Annotated in this window: 10 protein-coding genes; 4 read left to right on the top strand and 6 right to left on the bottom strand. The window is 75.4% G+C overall.

The features are described 5' to 3' along the window. Positions 1 to 339: 339 nt before the first annotated feature. Genes ACZ6TV_RS51415 through rpsD form a run of 3 tightly spaced genes read right to left on the bottom strand, consistent with a single transcriptional unit; the run spans position 340 to position 2,531 of the window. Positions 340 to 771 carry a hypothetical protein gene (locus tag ACZ6TV_RS51415; protein WP_465308363.1) on the bottom strand — a complete coding sequence of 144 codons (432 nt, stop codon included), beginning with the start codon at positions 769 to 771 and terminating at the stop codon, positions 340 to 342. Beyond that, positions 771 to 1,904 (bottom strand): N-methyl-L-tryptophan oxidase, encoded by a 1,134-nt coding sequence (solA, locus tag ACZ6TV_RS51410; protein WP_465308361.1) that lies wholly within the window; start codon positions 1,902 to 1,904, stop codon positions 771 to 773. The genes ACZ6TV_RS51415 and solA overlap by 1 nt, the downstream gene beginning before the upstream one ends. Positions 1,905 to 1,922: 18 nt before the next feature. Then, entirely contained in the window at positions 1,923 to 2,531 is a 609-nt protein-coding gene (rpsD, locus tag ACZ6TV_RS51405; RefSeq protein ID WP_465308369.1) for a 30S ribosomal protein S4, read from the bottom strand. Between the two features lie 44 nt (positions 2,532 to 2,575). Between rpsD and ACZ6TV_RS51400 the strand changes: the two genes are divergently transcribed. From ACZ6TV_RS51400 to ACZ6TV_RS51385, 4 genes are all read left to right on the top strand, one after another. Then, positions 2,576 to 3,283 carry a DUF2470 domain-containing protein gene (locus ACZ6TV_RS51400; protein ID WP_465308360.1) on the top strand — a complete coding sequence of 236 codons (708 nt, stop codon included), beginning with the start codon at positions 2,576 to 2,578 and terminating at the stop codon, positions 3,281 to 3,283. A 47-nt stretch (positions 3,284 to 3,330) separates the two neighbouring features. After that, positions 3,331 to 4,149, top strand: a complete 819-nt coding sequence (locus ACZ6TV_RS51395) for a S1 family peptidase (protein WP_465308358.1) — start codon at positions 3,331 to 3,333, stop codon at positions 4,147 to 4,149. Positions 4,150 to 4,228: 79 nt separating this feature from the next. Beyond that, positions 4,229 to 5,143 carry a TIGR03619 family F420-dependent LLM class oxidoreductase gene (locus ACZ6TV_RS51390; RefSeq protein ID WP_465308356.1) on the top strand — a complete coding sequence of 305 codons (915 nt, stop codon included), beginning with the start codon at positions 4,229 to 4,231 and terminating at the stop codon, positions 5,141 to 5,143. A gap of 76 nt (positions 5,144 to 5,219) precedes the next feature. Further along, positions 5,220 to 6,173, top strand: a complete 954-nt coding sequence (locus tag ACZ6TV_RS51385) for an NAD(P)-dependent alcohol dehydrogenase (protein WP_465308367.1) — start codon at positions 5,220 to 5,222, stop codon at positions 6,171 to 6,173. A 21-nt stretch (positions 6,174 to 6,194) separates the two neighbouring features. Here the strand turns inward: ACZ6TV_RS51385 and ACZ6TV_RS51380 are convergent, their stop codons facing one another. The 3 genes from ACZ6TV_RS51380 to ACZ6TV_RS51370 all read right to left on the bottom strand — a co-directional run bounded on the left by ACZ6TV_RS51380 (position 6,195) and on the right by ACZ6TV_RS51370 (position 20,509). Then, positions 6,195 to 7,022 (bottom strand): metallophosphoesterase family protein, encoded by an 828-nt coding sequence (locus tag ACZ6TV_RS51380; RefSeq protein WP_465308354.1) that lies wholly within the window; start codon positions 7,020 to 7,022, stop codon positions 6,195 to 6,197. An 82-nt stretch (positions 7,023 to 7,104) separates the two neighbouring features. Next, positions 7,105 to 7,869 (bottom strand): hypothetical protein, encoded by a 765-nt coding sequence (locus ACZ6TV_RS51375; RefSeq protein ID WP_465308352.1) that lies wholly within the window; start codon positions 7,867 to 7,869, stop codon positions 7,105 to 7,107. A 70-nt stretch (positions 7,870 to 7,939) separates the two neighbouring features. Continuing rightward, positions 7,940 to 20,509 (bottom strand): fibronectin type III domain-containing protein, encoded by a 12,570-nt coding sequence (locus ACZ6TV_RS51370; protein WP_465308350.1) that lies wholly within the window; start codon positions 20,507 to 20,509, stop codon positions 7,940 to 7,942. Between the last annotated feature and the right edge of the window lie 79 nt (positions 20,510 to 20,588).

Raw genomic sequence — 20,588 nt, 5'->3', positions numbered from 1 at the left:
TCTCCGACCACGCCATAAAGACGCGGCACGGGGTCAATCAATTGGCACTGGCTTAACAAGCACCCTGTTGAGTTCTCAAACAACCAACACACACCTTGAAACCGCCTCTTTGTTGAGGCGCTCTCTCGGGGCCTTCGTAACTGTAGAACGTCTCGGTCGATTTCGCCAAATCGCGATTCCCAGGGGATTCGCTAGCATCGCCCGAACACACCCGCGCTGACGCTCACCGTTAGGTGAGTGAACTGTCGGATAGCCTCGCACACCGGCCGATGGTCGCTGTGCGACACACCCGCCCGGCTCGTGCTGGCTGTGCAAACCTACTCGCCCCGAACGGCCCTGTCAACAACCCCGCAGGACCCTGCGCATCGCGACCAGTATTTCCGCAGGTGAGAACCGGGTTGCGGCGACCGCTTCGGCCCTCGCGAGGGTGACTCCGAGCGCGGCGGCGGGCGCGCCGCGGACGACCGCGAGCAGCCACGCCTCCAGCAGCGTCCCGTCCGCCGGCAGCTCCGGATCGTCGGGAGGCGGCGGCGCGGAACCCACTACGGGAAGCGGCGCACCCGCGGAAAAATACGCTCCGGGTGGAACGCAGACACGGAACGGATGCACGCACGTCGGCACCGCTGTGTCCGCGGTCACGCGATACCCCAGCGAAGCCGAGAACGGGATCGCCGGCGACGGCCGCGGCGCGACGTCGAACGCCCCCATCGGCAGCCGCTGTCCCGGACATGCGACGCACGTCTCGTCGCGCAGCTCCTCAGGGGTGAGCATCAGAAGCGCTCGGGGTCGAACAACCCGATCGGGTGATCCGTGGCACCCGCGGTCACCAGATCGGCCACGATCTCCCCCACCACGGGCACGAACTTGAACCCGTGCCCGGAGAACCCGCACGCCACGGTGACGTTCGCGTGCCCGGGATGCCGCCCGACGACGAAGTGGTGATCGAGCGTGTTGGTGTACATGCAGGTCTTGCCACCCAGATAGCGCCCGGCCAGCCCGGGCACCCGCGACTCGAGGTGGGCCGCGACGTCCGCGATCTCGGCGGGGCGGATCGACCGGTCGATCGCCGACGGCGTGGTCACCTCACCACCCCGGAAGAACGCGACCTTGACCCCGCCGGACGGCCCGTCCAGCGCCGGAAATCCGTAGACCTGCGTGTCCGGCGGCCCTTCCCAGATCCAGATCGGCTGCCGGTCGGGCAGGTACGCGGACACACCACCGGAGGGCTGGAAGAAGAACTGCACCTGCCGCGTCACGGAGAACGCGATCCCCAGGTCGGCGAGCAGCGCCGGCGCCCACGGCCCGGGGCAGATCACCAGCGCGCCGGCCGAGTAGGAGGCGGTCCCGGTGCGGACGACGACGCCGTCCGGGGAGGAGGCCCAGGTCGACACCGGCTCCTCGAAGCGCAGCTCGGCGCCGAAGAACGCGGCCCGGGAGAGGTTCGCCCGGACGGTCTCCTCCGGGCGCACGAACCCGGCCTTGGCCTCGTACAGGCCGATCTCGTCCGGTGAGGGGCGCAGGTTGGGAAACCGGCGGCGGATCTCGGCCGCGGACAGCATCTCGTGCGGCAGCCCCCACTGCTCCGCCGACAGCCGGCTGCCCGCGACGGTGACGCTGTCGGGCGCGCCGAGCATCAGCCCGCCGCACAGGTCCATCAGCGAGCGGCCGGAGTCACGCCCCAGCGCTTCCCAGAGCTCGTAGGAGCGCAGCAGCAGCGGTACATATGCCGGATCCTCGAAATAGGACTGGCGGGTGATGCGCGACCCGCCGTGGCTGGCGCCCTGGTCATGGGCGGGCCCGAAGCGGTCGAGGCCGAGGACCCGCTGCCCGCGGGCGGCGAGATGGTGCGCTGCGGCGCTGCCCATCCCGCCGAGCCCGATCACGATCACGTCGTAGGTTTCCACCGATCACCATGGTAGGTGTCAGCGGCTGTAGAACTCCACGATGAGCTGCTCGTCGCAGATCACGGGGATCTCGCCGCGCAGCGGCAGGCGGATGAGCCGCGCGGTGAGGCCGGACAGGTCGACGCTCAGGTAGGGCGCGGTGCGCTCGCCGGCGTGCGCGCCGGCCGCGGCGACGACGAACGGCGTCTTCTGCCGGCTGCGCTCGGCCACCTCGATCACGTCGCCGGGGCGCAGGCGCGCCGACGGCCGGTCGACCCGGCGGCCGTTGACCGTCAGGTGCTGGTGCGTGACGATCTGCCGCGCCTGGTAGATCGTCCGGGCGAAGCCGGCCCGCAGGACCAGCGCGTCGAGCCGGGTCTCCAGGTCGACGATCAGCTCCTCGCCGGTCTTGCCGGGCCGGCTCGCCGCGCGGTCGAAGGCGTGCCGCAGCTGGCTCTCCCGCAGGTTGTACTGCGCCTTCAGCCGCTGCTTCTCCAGGAGCCGGACCTTGTAGTCGCTGTGCTTCGGGCGGGCCCGGCCGTGCTGTCCCGGCGGGAAGGGCCGCCGCTCGAAGTACTTCACGCATTTGGGGGTCAGCGCTATGCCGAGCGCCCGCGACAGCCGAACCTTCGGCCGGGACTGGTTCATTCGTGGCCTCTCCACTAAGGTAAGCCTAACCTTAGGAGGTTGTCATGCCCGGGATCAAGCTCCCCACTGCCGCGGAACGGCTCCGCACGCTGCTGGAGGCCGCGTCATCCCTGACGCTGCACGTCCCCGGCCATCGCTGCGACCTCATCGGCCGGCATCACGTCGACGAGGCCGGCCGCGTGATCGTGGAGCTGCCCGCGGGCAGTCATGTCGCCCGGCTCGTCGAGGCGGAGCCCGACCTGGGCGCGGTGATCGAGATCACCGACGTCGCCCCCACGCCGGTCCGCTCCACGAGCCGGGTCCGGTCCCGCGCCACGTACGAGGGATGGCTCCAGCCGGCCGGCGAGTCCGGCGGCGACCTGCGGGTGGCACTGGAGCTCGCGTCGGCCACGCTGGTCGACGGGATCCTCGGCGAGATCGCGGTGGAGGCCGGCGAGTTCGCCGCGGCCCGGCCCGACCCCCTCGCCACCCACGAGGCCGACCTGCTGTGCCACCTGACCGGCGCGCACCCGGAGGCGATCGAGCACCTGTCGCGGCTGATCGCGCCGCACCACCTGCACGGCGTGCACCGCATCGTGCCGATGCGGATGGACCGCTTCGGCGTGGTGCTGCGGCTGGAGTTCGCCGCCCGCCACCGCGACGTGCAGCTGCCGTTCAGCGCGCCGCTGCGCACCGCCGAGGAGGCCGCGCCCCGCATGCACGAGCTGCTCGCCCGCGCCCGCTGCTGCCAGCGCAACCACTCCGGGCACTGATGCCGATACCATCTAGGAATTTACATCCCTGGATGGAGGAGCAAACCATGCGCCGAATCCTCGCCGGTGTGCTGGCGGCGGCAGCGATCCTGCTGCCCGCCGCGGTCGCCGAAGCCGCCACGCCGCTGGACGCACTGCGCAAGACCCCCGGCACCGCCTGGTGGACCGAGCACGGCACGACCGTGGTCAGCATCGACGACTCGGTCCGCCCGGCCGCGGCCGCCGCACTGACCCGAGCCGTCACGGCCGGCGGCGGCACGGTCCTGCGCGAGCCGGGCACGCTCAAGCCGCACATCGCCGGCGGCGACGTCTTCAACGCCGGAGCGCTGGGCGGGCGCTGCCTCATCGGCTTCAACGCCAAGGCCGGCACCACGTACTACTTCATCGCCGCCGCGCACTGCGTCCCCGCGGTCGGGGCGACCGTCTACGCGGGCACCGGCACCACCACCGTCCTCGGCGTCGTCGCGGCCCGCGACCCGAGCTACGACTACGCCCTCGTGCGGTACACCAACACGAGCATCGCCAAGCCCAGCGCGGTGAACCTGTTCGGCGCCGGCCTGCAGCCGATCAGCTCGTTCGGCCCCGGATACGTGGGCCAGGCCGTGCGCCGCACCGGCCCGACCGGCGTCCGCAGCGGCACGATCACGTCGCTCAACGTCACCATCAACTACGCGGGCGGCACGCTGTACGGCATGATCCGCACGACCGTGTGCAGCGAACCCGGCGAGAGCGGCGGCCCCCTCTTCGCCGGCACCGTGGGCATCGGCGTCAACTGGGGCGGCAGCGGCAACTGCGCCACCGGCGGGGCCAGCTACTACTCGTCGGTCCGGCGGGCCGCGACCGCCTACGGCGTGGCCCCCTACTGACTGGGTGGACCATGGTGAACCGCCCGCCGGAGTGTCACGTTTGGGAGGAAGGATTTCGATCTACGAATAGGGGAAGCGGATGCAGCTCGGCGTCCAGTTGCCAACCGGCGGCGCTCTCGCGGGACCGGCGAACATCGCGCGGGTCGCCAAGGAGGCCGAACGCCTCGGATACCACTCCGTGTGGACCTATGAGCGGCTGCTGCGGCCGATGGCGGAGATCTCGATGTTCGGCGCTCCGCCCGCCCGCATCCCCGAGACCTACCGGCTGACCTACGAGCCCCTCGAGACGCTGAGCTACGTCGCCGGCATGACCGGCACCATCAAGCTCGGCACCAGCGTCATCGACGCACTGCTGCACCCGCCGATCGTCCTCGCCCGCCGCTTCGCGACCCTCGACCAGCTCAGCGGCGGGCGGGCGATCGCCGGTCTCGGCCAGGGATGGATGCCCCAGGAGTTCGAGGCCGCCAATGTACCGATGAAGCGCATGGGCGCCGGGATGGACGAGGTCGTCGGGGCGCTGCGGGCCTGCTGGGGACCGGACCCCTCGCAGTTCGAGGGCCGCTTCTACCGGATCGAGGCCTCGGAGGTGAACCCGAAGCCGGTGCAGCCGACGATCCCGATCCTGTTCGGCTCCACCAGCCCGGCCGGGATCGCGCGGGCCGCCCGCATCGCCGACGGCTTCAACCCGATCGCGTTCTCCGCCGAGCAGCTGACCGGGACGGTGGCCACGTTCCGCCGGCTCGCCACGGAGGCGGGCCGGGACGCCGCGGCGCTCAGCGTCGTCGCCCGCGCCAACGTGCCGCTCACCGACGACCCCCTGGACGAGGGCAGGCCGTTCCTCGGCGGGGCGCCGGAGCAGGTCGCCGATGACATCGCCCGCCTCGAGGGCAGCGGTGTCGACACGGTGCTGATCGCCAGCATCCGGCAGACCGACATCGACCTGGAGCTGCGCCTCCTCGACCGGCTCCAGAAGGCCGTCGCCAAGACCGCCTGATGCCAGCACTTGCTGACGCATGTAAGAATTCTCTTACATGTGTCGGACAGGTGTGAGAGGTGGCGCCGTGAAGGCGATGGTCCAGGACGTGTACGGCGACCCGCGGGACGTGCTGCGGCTGCGGGACGCCGACCCACCGGCGCCCGGCGAGCGCCAGGTGCTCGTGCGGGTCGCCGCGGCGTCGGTCAACCCGGCCGACGTCTACTTCGTCACCGGCGTGCCGCGCCTGGTGCGGCTCGGCACCGGGCTGCGCCGGCCGCGGCGCACGATCCCCGGCGGTGACGTCGCCGGGGTCGTCGAGGCGGCCGGCCCCGGCGTGACCCGCCTGCGGCCCGGCGACGCCGTCTTCGGCCGGTGCAAGGGCGCGTTCGCGGAGCTCGCCGTCGCCGCCGAGGACGACCTGGCCGTGAAACCGGCGGCCATGACGTTTCCCGACGCGGCGGCGGTGCCGCTCGCGGGCACGACGGCGTTGCGGGCGATCCGCGACGTCGCGCGCGTCCGGGCCGGGCAGCGGGTCCTCGTCGTCGGGGCGGGCGGCGGGATCGGCGGCTTCGCCGTGCAGCTCGCCAAGCACTATGGCGCCGAGGTCACCGGCGTCTGCGGCACCGGCAGCGTGGAGCGGGTCCGGGCCCTCGGCGCCGACCACGTCATCGACCACACCCGCGAGGACTTCACGGCCGGCGGCACCCGCTACGACGTCATCCTCGACAACGTCGCGGCCCGGCCGCTGGCGCGGGTCCGGCGGGTCCTCGCCCCGGCCGGCGTCCTGATCCCCAACAGCGGCCGCGGGCGGCTCGCCGGGCTCGACCGGATCGTCGCGGCGAAGGTCACCGGGCTCTTCACCCGCCAGCGGATGGCGACCTTCGTCGCCCGGGACGACCGCGACGACCTGGTCACGCTCGCCGGGCTCGTCGAGGCGGGCGCGCTGGTGCCGCCGGTCGGCGCCAGCTACCCGCTCGCCGGCGCGGCCGCCGCCCTCGCCGAGGTCGCGGCGGGCCACGCCCGCGGAAAGCTCATCGTCGTGCCCTGAACCTCAGCGTTCTCAGCGTTCTCAGCGTTCGAGGACGGACACGAGCCGGCCCGGCGGGGTCGCGCGGCGGTTCCACTCGCGGGGATAGCCGACGGAGACCTCCTGGTGCCGCACGCCGTCCTGCCACGTCGTTCTGGGGATGTGGAGGTGGCCGTACACCACCTCGCGCGCCCTGAAGCGGGTCGGCCACTCGGCGGTCAGGTCGGTGCCGCACCACAGCGCGAACTCCGGGTAGCGCAGCACGTCCGTCGGGTGGCGCACCAGGGGGAAGTGGTTGACCAGCACGGTGGGCAGCTCGTCGGCGGCGGCCTGCAGCCGGGGCTCGGTGAGCTCGACCCTGGCACGGCACCAGGCGTCGCGGCCGGTGTACGGGTCGAAGTGCAGCAGCACCTCGTCGGTGCCGACGATCCCGGCGGCCTGCGCGGTGGCCATGGCCTCCTCGGTGCTCGACGTGCCCGCCGGCCACCACGAGTAGTCGTAGAGCACGAACAACGGGGCCACGATCACCGGCCCGCCGAGGCCGTCCCACACCGGATACGGGTCCTCGGGCGTGAGCACCCCGAGGGTGCGGCACATCGCCACGAGCCGGCGGTAGCGCTCCTCGCCCCGCGACTGGTCGGGGTCGTCGCGGGTGGTCCACAGCTCGTGGTTGCCCGGCACCCAGATCACCTTCGCGAAGCGGTCCCGCAGCGTCCGCAGCGTCCACTCGACGTCGGCGAGCTTCTCCCCCACGTCGCCGGCGACGATCAGCCAGTCGTCGTCGTGCGTCGGTTTCAACTGCTCGACGATCTCCCTGTTCTCCTGATACGACACATGCAGATCACTGATCGCCAGCAGTCTTCCGGTCACGGTTGGACCTTAACCGCTGACATCGTCCGATGCGTATATCCCTGTTGCGGGGCCGCCTCCGTGCGGCCCCGCGGCGCGGTGCTCAGCCCACGGTGGGGATGGGCACGACCGTGTCGGTCGGGACCGGCACCGGGACGCTGGCGCAGGACGGCGTGGCGCCGGGCACCGGTGCCGTGCCGTCGCTGGGCGTCGCCGTCGGCGTGGTGCCGTTCATCCCCGGCGGGATGATGATCGCCGGGCCGGTCGCGGACGGGTCCATGGTGGCGCCCGGAGCCGGCAGGTTCGGATCCGTCGTCGGCACCGTCGTCGCGAACGGGTCGGCCATGCCGGGATCCGTCGTCCCCCACGGGTCACCCGGCACCGCCGGGTTCGTCGTCGGCACCGTCGTCGCGAACGGGTCCGCCATGCCGGGATCCGTCGTGCCCCACGGGTCGCCCGGCACCGCCGGGTTCGTGGTCGCGAACGTCCCGGGCAGACCCGGGTCCGGCGTCATGCCGGTGCCTGGCGTCGCGTTCGGGTCAGGTGTCATGTTCGGGTCCGGCGTCATCCCCGGCGCCGGGCTGCCGAACGGTCCAGCGGACGCGCCCGGGTCCGTGGAGCAGGACGGGTCCTGGGTCGCGAACGGCCCCACGTCCGAGCTCATCGACGGGTCCGGCGGCACCGCGGTGCTCGGGTCGCCGTACGGCGGCAGGGTCTGTGCGACCCGCGCCGTCGCGTCGCCCGTCGCCTCGTGTGCGCCGGCCGTCTGCACGATCCCTCCGGTCAGTGCGACGAGGAACCCCGCCGCCCCGACCACGACCGGTATCCGGAACCGGCCGCTGTTCGGGCGCTGCTGTGTCTGAGACATCTCGTTGAAACCCCCGTTGGTCTCGCCTCGAGTGATCTTCACTTTAAGTAGTTGACCAACTACACAGCGCTCAAACCCTGGATCGTCCACCGTTTCGGGCGGCCCTGCGCAGGACCGTTCCGGCGGCGAGCAGCAGCAGGCCGAGGGCGGCGATCAGGCCGGCCGGTGGTCCGGTCGCCGGCAGCTCGCCGTCGCCGGCCGCGCCTTGGGACCGGCGGGTCGGGTTCGCGTGCCGCGCCACCGGCTTCCCCGCCGGGGTCGTCACCGGGCTGGTCACGGGGATGGTCACCGGGTTGCCGGGGTCCGGCACCGGCGGCAGGTCCGGCGGCATCACGATCGGGTCCGCCCACAGCACCAGGCTGCGCACCGTCCCGTCGGGGGCGACGCCGCGCGCCAGGTAGGCGAGGCTCGTCACGGCGTCCGCCTCCAGCGGCACCGTGGTCGACAGCGAAACGGTGCCGTCCTCCCCGACGGTGGGCGTGCCGAGCACATCCATCTCGACGGTCTCCGTGTCGCTGCCGGCGGTGGACGCGTCGACCTCGTCGGTGACGTAGAGGGCGAAGCGCACCGAGGAGTTGGGCGCGAACCCGCTGCCGTTCAGGGTGATCGAGTCACCGGGTTCGAGCTTCACGCGGGCGCTGCCGCGGCTGCTGCCCAGCCCGCCCGCGGCGGTCAGATCGGGTGCCCGTGCCGGCAGCGCCGGGAACGTCGGCCGGGTCCAGTTGGTGGCCAGGACCGGTGCGGAGTCGTGACCGTAGGTCCCGTGCGCGATGACGCGGACCTGGTAGTCGGCGCCGATCGGCACGAACATGGTGCACCGGGTGCCGGTGCCGTCGAGCGTGACGCAGCGGCCGTGCCCCGCGGAGGTCGCGGTGAAGTGGCTGATGCCGGTGCCGCCGTCGGCGGGCAGCTGCCACTGCACGAGGAGTCCGCTGTCGCGGGCGACGGTGATCACCGAGGTCGGCGACTGCGGCGCCACGCCGGGGTAGACCGCGCCGGTGGGCGCGCTCGGGCCCGAGTCGGCGACACCGTCGCCGGGGTCGGCGTGCGCGACGACGGTGATGACGTAGGCGCGGCCGTTGGTCAGCCCCGTGATCACGCACATGGTGCCGGTCGTGGTGCAGGTGGCCCCGCCGGGTGTGGCGGTGGCGGTGTAGCGCGACGCCGTCGCGCCCCCCGGCGCGGTCGTCCACCTGACCGTGACCTGGCGGTCCTCGCCGGTGGCGGTGACCCCGGCCGGCGCCAGCAGCACACCGGCGGACGGACCGACCGGCACGTCCGGCACGATCGCGTTCGACGGCGGGCTCGACGCAGACGGGCCGGACGGGCCGTTCGCGACGACGGTGAACGTGTAGGGCTGCCCGTTGGTGAGCCCGGTGATCACGCACGCGGTGCTGGTCGTGGTGCAGGTGAGGCCGCCGGGCGAGGCGGTGACGGTGTAGCCGGTGGCCGCGGGCCCGGACGACGCCACGCTCCAGCCGATCGTGGCCGAGCCGTCGCCGCCCGTCGCCGTCACCGCGGAGGGCGCGACGGGACTGGTGGAGTTGGGCGTCACCCATGCGGTCGGGTTGCCGGCGACCGGGGCACCGGGGTTGGCGACGCCGACGACCCGCACGAAGAACTGGTACGCGCGGCCGTTGGTCAGGCCGAAGACCGTGCAGTTCGTCGTGGTGGTGACGCAGTTCTGCCCGTCGTCGGAGCGCACCTCGTAGTGGTCGATGCCGCCACCGGTCACCGACGGCGGGGTCCAGCTGACGTCGACCGAGCCGTTGCCCGCGGCGACGGCGACGGCGGTGACCGGCCCCGGCATCGACGCCGCCGGGGTGACCTGCGGCGACGGCGAGCTCGGCGCGGACGACCCGGTGGTGCCGGTGCCGTGCGCCACGACGGTGAACGTGTAGGCGACGCCGTTGGTCAGGCCGGTGACCGTGCAGGTGCGGCTCCCGGTGGCCGTGGTGCAGGTGGCGCCGCCGGGCGAGGCGGTCACGGTGTACACGTCGACGGCGGTGCCGCCGCTCTGCACGTCCCAGTTGACGTTCGCGGTGCCGTTGCCCGGTGTCGCGGTCACCCCGGCCGGCGGCGCGGGCGGGCCGGTCAGCACCGAGGCGGTGCTCGCCGCCGCGGACGTGCCGCCCGGGCCCTGCGCCACGACGGCGAAGGTCACCGGCGTGCCGGCGGTGAGGCCACCGACGACGCAGCTGGTGGTGCTGGTCGTGCACGTCTGCCCGCCGGGCGTGGCCGTGACGACGTAGTGGGTGATGCCGGCGCCGGCGGTGGACGGCGCCGTCCAGGAGACGGTGGCGGCGTTCGCCGAGGGCGCCGCGGTGACGCCGACCGGGGCGCCGGGCGGGCCGGCGACGGCGGGCGCCGCGGACGTCGGGGCCGACGTGCCGCCGGGACCGTTCGCGACGACCGTCACCGTGTAGGACACACCGTCGCCGAGCCCGGTGATCGTGCAGTGCGTGCCGGCGCTGGTGCACGTGGCACCACCCGGGGACGCGGTGGCGGTGAACCCGGTGACGGCGGACCCGCCGGACGGGCCGGTGCCGGCGACCCAGGCGACGGCGAGCTGCCCCTGACCCGGGGTGACGCTGACGGAGGCCGGTGCCGCGGGCGGTCCGGGGACCACGGCGGGCGACGCCACCGCGGGCGCCGACGTGCCGCCGGTGCCGGAGGCGGTCACGACGAACGTGTACGGCGTGCCGTCGGCCAGCCCGCTCACGGTGCACGAGGTGCCGGCCGCCGTGCAGGTGGCCCCGCCGGGCGAGGCGGTGACGGTGTAGCCGGTGACCCCGTCGCCGGTGACCTGCGGCGCGCTCCAGCTGACGGTGGCGGCACCCGCGCCGGGCGCGGCCGTGACGTCGGTGGGTGCCCCCGGCCGCCCCGCGGTCGGCGTGATCTGGCCGGACGGCGTGCTGGGCGCGGAGTCGCCGCCCGGCCCGCCGGCGGTCACGGTGAAGGTGTACGCGACCCCGTTGCTCAGCCCGGTCACCAGGCAGCCCGGCACCGTGGCGGTGCAGGTGGCACCGCCGGGCGACGCGGTCACCGTGTACCGGGTGAGCCCCGCGCCGGTCGTGCCGGGCACGGTCCAGGTCACGTTCGCCTCGCCGTTGCCGGCCACGGCCTGGACCGTGCTCGGCGCACCCGGCGGACCGGGGGTGACGGCGGGCGGGGCGGTGCCGGCGGCGGACGTGCCGCCGGGGCCGGTCGACGTGACCGCGAAGGTGTACGGCATGCCGTTGACCAGCCCGGTCACCGTGCAGGTGGTGGCGCCGGACGTGGTGCAGGTGGCACCGCCCGGCGACGCGGTCACGGTGTAGCCGGTGACCGTGCCGGTGACCGGCGCCTGCCACGACACGACGGCGGAGCCGTCGCCCGCGACGGCCGTCACCGTGCCCGGCACCCCGGGCGGACCGGAGACGACCGGGCCACCCGAGGTCGCGGCGGCCGAGTCGCCGGTGCCGGCCGGGCCGGTGGCCACGACGGTGAACGTGTACGGGGTGCCGTTGACCAGCCCGGTGACGGTGCAGCTGGTCGCGACGCCGGTGCAGCTCGCACCGCCGGGCGACGCGGTCACCGTGTAGTGGTCGATGCCGGCGCCCTGGTTCACCGGCGGCGTCCAGGAGACGTCCGCGGTGGTGTCGCCGGGCGTGACCGTGACACCGCCGGGGGTCCCCGGCGGGCCGGGCACGATCGCGACCGACGGCGCGCTGGCCGGCGAGTCGCCGCTGACCCCGTTGGCCGTGACCCGGAACGTGTAGGACACGCCCGAGGTCAGGCCGGTGACCGTGCAGGTGGTCGCGGTCGTGGCGGTGCACGTCATGCCGCCGGGCGACGCGGTGACGGTGTAGTGGTCGATCCCGGCACCCGCCTGCGCCGGGGCGAGCCAGGTGACGGTCGCCGCGCCGCTGCCGGCGGTGGCGACGACGGCGCTGGGCGCGCCGGGCGGGCCGGGGCTCACCGCGGCGGACGGGACCGCCGCGGCGGAGGTGCCGGTGCTGCCGACCCCGACCGCGGTGACGGTGAACGTGTAGGACACACCGTCGGTGAGGCCGGTGACCGAGCAGCTGGTGAGGCCGGTGGTGCAGGTCCCGCCGCCGGGCGAGGCGGTGACGACGTAGTTGCTGATCCCGGCGCCGGTGATCGCCGGCGGGGTCCAGGACACGGTCACCTGACCGGCGCCGGCGGTCGCGGTCACCGCCGTCGGCGCGCCCGGCGGGCCGGGCACGACCGCCACGGAGGCCCCGGACGGCGCGGACGTGCCGGAGCTGCCGATGCCGTGGGCGCGCACCACGAAGGTGTAGGCGGTGCCGCCGGTCAGCCCGGCGACCGTGCAGGTCGTCGACGAGGTGGTGCAGGTGGCACCGCCCGGTGAGGCGACGACCGTGTAGTGGTCGATCCCCGCGCCGAGGGCCGACGGCGCCGCCCAGCTGACCACCGCGGCGCCGTTGCCGGGCGTGGCGCTCGGCACGCCGGGCGCGCCCGGAGGTCCGGGGGTGACACTGCCGGGCGGGGACGCCGCCGCGGACACGCCGGTCGCGCCGACGCCGACGGTGACGACGGTGAACGTGTAGGGCGTCGCCTGGCTCAGGCCGGTGACAGTGCACGACGTGCCCGCGGTGGTGCAGGTGAGCCCGCCGGGCGAGGCGGTGACCAGGTACCCGTCGATGCCGCCACCGGCGTTGACCGGCGCGGTCCACGACACGGTCGCCGAGCCCCGGCCGCCGGTGACGGACACGCCGGTCGGTGGTCCGGGCGGGCCGGGCACGACCGGGGCGGTCGGCGAGCTGATCGGGGCGTCGCCGCCCAGCCCGCCGGCGAGGACCGTGAAGGTGTACGCGACCCCCGGGGTCAGCCCGGTGACGGTGCACGACGTGGCGGTCGTGACGCAGATCTGCACGCCGGGCGAGACGGCGACCGTGTAGAGGGTGACGCCGGCGCGGGCGACGCCCGGCGGCTCCCACGACACGGTGACGCTGCGGTCGCCGGCCACGGCGGTCACGCCGGTGACCCCGTCCGGCGGGCCGGGCGTCACCGGTGCCGAGGGCGCGCCGGGCAGCGACGTGCCGGTGCCGGCGGTCCCGGCCGCGGTGACGACGAACGTGTACGCGACACCGTTGGTCAGCCCGGTCACGGTGCAGGTGGTGCCGCTGGACGAGCAGGTCGCGCCGCCGGGCACGGCGGTGACGACGTAGTGGTCGACGCCGCCGCCGGTGACGGCGGGCGGGGTCCAGGTGACGGTCGCGGCGCCGTCGCCGCCGGCCGCGGTGACGCCGGTGGGCGCGCCCGGCGGGCCGGGGCTGACCGCGGCCGAGGGCGCACTGGCCGGCGACGGACCGCCGGGGCCGGTCGCGACCACGGTGAACGTGTACGCGGTGCCCGGGGCGAGCCCGGTCACGGTGCACGAGGTGCCGGCGGTGGCGCAGGCGCCGCCGGGCGCGCCGGTGACGACGTAGCCGGTGATGCCGGCGCCCGGCGCCGCGGGCGCGGTCCACGACACGTCCACGGAGCGGTCGCCCGCGACGGCGGTGACGCCGGTGGGTGCGCCGGGCGCGCCGGTGAGGCCGCCCGCGCTGATGCTCGGCGCCGACACGCCCGTGCCGCTGACGCCGGTCGCGACGACCGTGAACAGGTACGGCACGCCGTCCGCGAGGCCGGTGACGGTGCAGGAGGTGCCGCTGGTCGTGCACGTGCTGCCGCCGGGCGACGCGGTGACCGTGTAGGAGGCGATGCCGCCGCCCGTGTTGGCCGGCGCGGTCCACGACACGGTCGCGGAGCCGGTGCCGCCTTGGACGGTGACGCCGGTCGGCGCCCCGGGCGGTCCCGCGGTCACCGGCGGCGAGGGGTCGCTGGCCGCCGAGCTGCCGCCGGGGCCGGAGGCGGCCACGGTGAACGTGTACGCGGTGCCCGGGAGGAGCCCGGCCACGGTGCACGAGGTGCCGGCGGTGACGCAGGTCAGCCCGCCGGGCGAGGCGGTCACCAGGTAGCCGGTGACGCCGGCCCGGTCGACGACCGGCGGGGTCCACGACACGGTCGCCGAGCCGATCCCGGCGACGGCCTGCACGGCGGTCGGCGGGTCGGGCGCCGTCACGGGCACCAGCACCGCGGGCAGCCCGGGCAGGGACGTACCGGTGCCGGCGACCCCGACGGCGACGACGCCGAACAGGTAGCCGGTGAGCGGGGACAGCCCGCTGACCGTGCAGCTGGTGCCGATCGTCGTGCAGGTGGCGCCGCCGGGAAGGGCGGTGACCAGGTAGTGGTCGATGCCCGCACCGGTGTTGCCGGGCGCGGTCCAGCTGACGAGGGCGTCGCCGGAGCCGAGGTCGGTGACTCCCGTGCCGGTCGGCGCGCCCGGCGGGCCCACGGTCACCGGCATGCTGGGGTCGCTCGCCGGCGAGCCGCCGCCGGGCCCGGACGCGACCACCCGGAACGTGTACGCGGTGCCGCCGAGCAGGCCGGGCACGGTGCAGCCGAGGATCGCGGTGGTGCAGGTCGCGCCGCCGGGCGACGCGGTGACGGTGTAGGTGGTGACGCCGGCCCGCGTGACGGCGGGCGCGGTCCACGACACGGCGGCGCCGTTGCTGCCCGCGGTCGCGACGACGGCGGTGGGCGCGTCCGGCGGGCCGGACGTGACCGGCGCGCCGGAGCTCCCGGACGCCGACGTGCCGGTGCCGGGCAGCCCGTTCGCGACGACGCCGAAGGTGTACGCGACACCGTCGGTGAGCCCGGTGACGGTGCAGGTGGTGAACGGCGCGAGCACGGTGCAGGTGGCGCCGCCGGGCGTGGCGGTCACGGTGTACGAGCCGATGCCCGCGCCCTGGTTCGCCGGCGGGCTCCAGCTGACCGCCGCGGTGCCGCTGCCGCCGGTCGCGGTCACGCCGGTCGGCGCGCCGGGCGGGCCGGGGTGCACGGCGTTGGACGGGCCGCCGGCCGCGGACGCGCCGCCGGGGCCGTTCGCCACGACCGAGAACGTGTAGACGGTGGCGTTGCTGAGGCCGGTCACGGTGCAGGTCAGGCCCGCGGTGGCGCAGGTGGCACCGCCGGGCGCGGCGGTCACGGTGTACCCGGTGATCCCGGCCCGCGCGATCAGCGGCGCGGTCCAGGTGACGGTCGCCGCGCGGTCGCCCGGGACGGCGGCGACGAGCGCCGGCGCGTCCGGCGGCCCGATCACCGTCAGGCCGGTGACCGCCGGCGAGGAGGTCCCGGTCCCGGTGGTGCCGTTCGCGACGACGCTGAAGGCGTAGCTCAGCCCGTTGCCGAGCCCGGGCACGGTGCAGCCGGTGGCGGCCGCCCCGCTCGCGGTGCAGGTGGCACCGCCGGGGGTGGCGGTCACGGTGTACCCGGTGATCCCGGCGCCGGCGTTCACCGGCGGGGTCCAGGTGACGGCGGCGGTGCCGTTGCCGCCGGTCGCGGTCACGCCGGTGGGCGCGCCCGGCGGGCCAGGGGTCAGCGGCGCCGACGGCGTGCTGGCCGGCGAGCTGCCGCCCGGTCCGGACGCGACCACGCTGAACGTGTAGGCGGTGCCGCCGGTGAGCCCGGGCACGGTGCAGCTCAGGCCGGCGGTGGTGCAGGTGGCGCCGCCGGGTGCGGCGGTCACGGTGTACGAGGTGACGCCGGAGCGCACCTGCGCGGGCGCGGTCCACGACACGGTGGCGGCGCCGCTGCCCGCGGTCGCGGTGACGGCGGCCGGCGCGTCGGGCGCGCCGGGCCGGACCGTGGCGGTCGTCGCCGGTGCCGAGTCGCCGGTGCCGAGGATGCCGTTGGTCACGACCGAGAACGTGTAGTCGGTGTTGTTGGTCAGGCCGGAGACCGTGCAGCTGGTCTGGATCGGCAGCAGCGTCGTGCAGGAGCCGCCGCCGGGGCTGACGGTGACGGTGTACCCGGCGATCCCGGCGCCCACGTTGGCGGGCGCGGTCCACGACACGGTCGCGCTGCCGCTGCCGGCCGCGACGGTGACCCCGGTCGGTGACCCGGGCGGGCCGGGGATCACCGGCGCCGAGGGCAGGCTCGCCGCGGACGTGCCACCGGGGCCGGTCGCGGTGACCGTGAACGTGTAGGCGGTGCCCCCGGCGAGGCCGGGCACGGTGCAGGTCAGGCCGCTGGTGGTGCAGGTCGCGCCGCCGGGCGAGGCGGTGACCGTGTAGCCGGTCACGCCGGCCCGCCGGATCTGCGGCGCGGTCCACGACACGGCGGTCGCGCCGTCACCGGGGACGGCGAGCACCAGCAGCGGCGCGTCGGGCGCGCCCGGGGTGACGGGCGTGACCGGCCCGGCGGGCGACGAGGCGCCCGTGCTGCCGACGCCGACGGCGACGACGGAGGCGGTGTACGGCACGCCGTCGGCCAGGCCGGTGATGACGCACGAGGTGGCGCTGGTGGTGCAGGAGGCACCGCCGGGGCTCGCGGTCGCCACGTAGTGGTCGATGCCGCCGCCCGCGTTGCCGGGCGCGGTCCACGACACGGTGACGCTCGCGCTGCCGCCGGTCACGGTCACGCCGGTCGGCGCGCCGGGCGGCCCGGGGGTCACCGTCGCCGACGGCGTGCTCGCCGCGGACGTGCCGCCGGGACCGGTCGCGGTGACCGTGAACGTGTACGCGGTGCCGCCGGTCAGCCCGGACACGGTGCAGCCGGTGGTCGCGGAGGTGCACGTGGCGCCGCCCGGGGAGGCGGTGACGGTGTAGCCGGTGAGCCCGGCCCGGACGGTGCCCGGCGCGGTCCACGACACCGCGGCGACGCCGGCGCCGGCCACGGCAGACACGGCCGTCGGCGCGTCCGGGGCGCCCGGGGTGGCGGGCACCGACGGCGTGCTCGCCGGCGACGTGCCGGTGCTCAGGACGCCGTTGGCGACGACGCCGAACGTGTACGCGGTGCCGCCGCTCAGGCCGGTGACGGTGCACGAGGTGCCCATGGTGGTGCACGTCGCGCCGCCGGGCGAGGCGGTCACCGTGTAGGAGGCGATGCCTGCGCCGTCGTTGACCGGCCGGGTCCAGGACACGGTCGCCGTGGTGCCGGCGGCGGTGACGGTGACCCCGGTCGGCGCGCCGGGCGGCCCGGGCGTGACCGCGGTGGTGACGGTGCCCGTCGACGAACCGCCGGGACCGTAGGCGACCACGGCGAACGTGTACGCGGTGCCGCCGGTCAGGCCGGTGACGGTGCAGGTGGTGCCGCCGGTGGTGCACGTGGCGCCGCCCGGGGACGCGGTGACCGTGTAGCCGGTCACCCCGGCCCGCGTGATCAGCGGCGGTACCCACGACACCGCGGCCGATCCGTTGCCGGCGACGGCGACCACGAGGGTCGGCGAGTCGGGCGCACCGGGCGCGGTCAGCGCGGTCGGCGTGCTCGGCGCGGAGTTCCCGGTGGCGGCGACGCCGTTGGCCACGACCGTGAAGGTGTAGCCGACACCGTTGACGAGGCCGGTGACGGTGCAGCTCAGCCCGGAGGTCGTGCAGGTCGCGCCGCCGGGCAGCGCGGTCACGGTGTAGCCGGTGACGCCACCGCCCTGGTTGACCGGCGCGGTCCACGACACGGTCGCGGTGCCGCTGCCGGGGAGCACGGTGACGCCGGTCGGCGCGCCGGGCGGGCCGGGCACGGTGGCGGCCGACGGCGCCGACGCCGGTGACGCGCCGCCAAGGCCGGTCGCGACGACCGTGAACGTGTAGGACGTGCCGCTGGTCAGTCCGGTGACGGTACAGGTGAGCAGCAGGGTCGTGCAGGTCGCGCCGCCGGGCGAGGCGGTGACCGTGTAGCCGGTGATCCCGGCGCGGGTCGTGCCGGGCGCGGCCCAGGACACGACGGCGCTGGTCGGGCCGGCGACGGCGGTGACGTTCGCCGGCGTGTCCGGCGCGCCGGGCGTGACCGGGGCGCTCGGCACGCTGGGCGCGCTGGAGCCGGTCAGGCCGAGGCCGACGGAGACGACGGCGACGGTGTACGCGGTGCCGTCGTCGAGCCCGGTGATGGTGCAGCTGTTCTGCGAGGCGTTGACGGTCACGCACGCGCGCAGCCCGGGGGTGACGGTGGCGACGTAGACGCTGACGAGGTTGCCGGACAGCAGCGGCGGGGTCCAGGAGACCGTGAGGGCGCCGCCGAGGGCGACGGCGTTGACGCCGGTCGGCGCGCCGGGCGGCCCGGGGGTGGCGGCGGACGCGGCGGGCGCGGCGGGCGAGGTGCCGCCGGGCCCGGACGCGGTGACCGCGAACGTGTAGGACGTCCCGGCGCTGAGCCCGGTCACGGTGCAGGTGGTGCCGCTGGTCGAGCAGGTCGCCCCGCCCGGCGACGCGGTCACCGTGTAGCCGGTGATCCCGGCGCGGGTGATCAGCGGCGCGGTCCACGACACGGTCGCGCCGCCGATCCCGGCGGTGGCCACGGGCAGCACCGGTGCGTCCGGGGCGCCGGGGACGACGGCGGCGGACAGCCCGCTCGGCAGCGAGCCGCCGGTGCCGGCCGACCCGTTGGCGACGACCGCGAACGTGTACGCGACGCCGTTGACGAGGCCGGGCACGGTACAGCTGGTGCCGGACGTGGTGCAGGTCGCGCCGCCGGGCGCGGCCACGACGGTGTAGCCACCGATGCCGGCGCCGGTGCTGGCCGGCGCGGTCCAGGAGACGATCGCTGACGCGTTGCCCGGGGTCGCGGTGACGCCGGTCGGCGCGCCGGGCGGCCCGGGCGTCACGGTGTTGGACGCCGTGCTCGCCGGGGACGCGCCGGCGAGGCTGTTCGCCACGACCGTGAACGTGTACGCGGTCCCCGGGGTCAGCAGCGGCACCGTGCAGCTGGTGCCCACGCTGACGCAGCCGAGGCCGCCGGGCGACGCGGTCACCGTGTAGCCGGTGATGCCGGTGCCCGCGTTCGCCGGCGCGGTCCACGACACCAGGGCGGAGCTGTTGCCGGGCGTCGCCGTGACGGCGGTCGGCGCGCCCGGCGGGCCGGGGGTGACCGGGGCGCTCGGCGGGCTCGCCGCCGACGTGCCGGTGAGCCCGACGCCGACGGCGACGACCGTGATCGTGTAGCTGGTGCTCGGGACCAGGTTGAGGATCGTGCAGTCGTGGTCGGCGGCGGTCAGGGTGGCGCAGCCGAGCAGTCCCGGGCTGGCCGTCGCGACGTAGTACGCGATGCCGGCGCCGTCCATGTCCGGCGCGTCCCACTCGACGTGGATGGTCAGGAAGCCGGCGGACGCGGTGACGTTCTTCGGCGGGCCGGGCGGTCCGGGGGTGACCGCGGAGGTCACCACGGCGGTCGACGTACCGGTCTGCCCCGGCCCGACCGACACGACCGAGAACGTGTAGGCGGTGCCGCTGGTCAGGCCGGTGACGGTGCAGGCGAGCAGGATGCCGGTGCAGGACTGCCCGCCGGGGCTGGCGGTCACCCGGTAGTAGTCCACGGGTCCGCCGGACAGGACCGGGCCGAGCCAGGTGAGCTGGGCGGAGTTCGCCAGCGCGACGACGCCGACGGCGGTCGGCGGGCCGGGCGGGCCGACCACGGCGATCGCGGACAGGACGCTCGCCGGTGAGGTGCCGGCGCCGTTGATCGCGGTGGCCACGACGTTGAACGTGTATCCGACGCCGGCGGTCAGGCCGGTGACGGTGCAGCTGAGGGTGGCGGTGGTGCAGGTCGCGCCGCCGGGGAAGGCGGTCACGGTGTAGGAGGCGACGCCGGCGCCGGGGTTGGCGGGCGCGGTCCACGACACGGTCGCCTGCCTGGCGCCGGCGGTCACGTTGATCCCGACCGGCTGGCTGGGCGGGTTCAGCGGATCGGTGACGGTCGCGGTGACCGGGGTCGACGCGACGGAGGTGCCGCCGAGGCCGGTCGCGGTGACGGTCACCGACCAGGTGCCGGCGGTGACGGTCGACATCGTGCAGCCCAGCAGCGCCGAGGTGCAGGTCTTGGTGAGCGCTCCGCTGGTGGCGGTCGCGGTGTAGGAGGTCGCGCCGCCGGACCCGAGCCATGAGACGACGATGGTGTTCACGCCGCCGACGGCACCCGCGCCGGTGGGGGCGGCGGGCGCGGCCTCGATGGTGCCGATGCCGTCGGTGGCGGCGGATCCGTTGGTACCGAGGGGCTTGCGGGCTCCGGTCGACGCCTTGGCGGAGGCTGGGCCGGACTGCTTCCCGGACGTGGCCGGTGGCGCCCGTGATCCGCGCGGCGTGACGGACGCCGAGGCGGGCCGGCCGGCCGTCGCCGGCGGTGGCGCGGTCGCCGTGGCGGCGGGGCGGGAGGCGGTGACCGTCGCGGCGGGGGCGACCCTCGTGACCCGCTTGACGTCGGTGGTCCGCGTCGCCGCCGGGGCCGGCGAGGCATTGGCGGGCGGCGTTTTCGCCAGGCTCGTCGCCGGTGCCGTCGCGGTGCTCCGCACCGGTTGCGGCGCGGGCGGTTTCGCCACGGTCGTCTTCGCGACGGCTGCCGCGGGGGGCTTCTCCGCGACCTTCGCCGGCGCCTTCGAGACAACGTTCCCGGAGGCGTCCGCGAGAGCGCCTTCGGGCGCCCTGGCGGGGGTCTTGGCCGCCTGGGCGACGGCCGCGGGGCGCTGCCGATGGGCCGCGTCGCCGGACGGCGGGGTCTCGGCGGCCAGCGCCCGGCTCGCGAACGCCAGGATGGCGAGTCCCGCTCCAGCGGTGACGCCCAGGCCGAACATCATCAATCGCGACACGCTGCGACGGCTGCACGTAGGCACGTGCACCTCCTCGAAGATCCACCCCGAGAATCACCCACTCACCGGCCCTGTGCAG

The organism is Dactylosporangium sp. NPDC051087 (assembly GCF_055586325.1).
The sequence above is the reverse complement of the archived record's forward strand: the minus strand, read 5'-3'. Positions and strand labels throughout refer to the sequence as shown.

Coding starts and splice junctions, on each gene's coding strand:
- ACZ6TV_RS51400 (WP_465308360.1), top strand. CDS start 2,576: ATGCCCGGGATCAAGCTCCCCACTGCCGCGGAACGGCTCCGCACGCTG.
- ACZ6TV_RS51415 (WP_465308363.1), bottom strand. CDS start 771: ATGCTCACCCCTGAGGAGCTGCGCGACGAGACGTGCGTCGCATGTCCG.
- ACZ6TV_RS51375 (WP_465308352.1), bottom strand. CDS start 7,869: ATGTCTCAGACACAGCAGCGCCCGAACAGCGGCCGGTTCCGGATACCG.
- ACZ6TV_RS51385 (WP_465308367.1), top strand. CDS start 5,220: ATGGTCCAGGACGTGTACGGCGACCCGCGGGACGTGCTGCGGCTGCGG.
- ACZ6TV_RS51390 (WP_465308356.1), top strand. CDS start 4,229: ATGCAGCTCGGCGTCCAGTTGCCAACCGGCGGCGCTCTCGCGGGACCG.
- ACZ6TV_RS51395 (WP_465308358.1), top strand. CDS start 3,331: ATGCGCCGAATCCTCGCCGGTGTGCTGGCGGCGGCAGCGATCCTGCTG.
- rpsD (WP_465308369.1), bottom strand. CDS start 2,531: ATGAACCAGTCCCGGCCGAAGGTTCGGCTGTCGCGGGCGCTCGGCATA.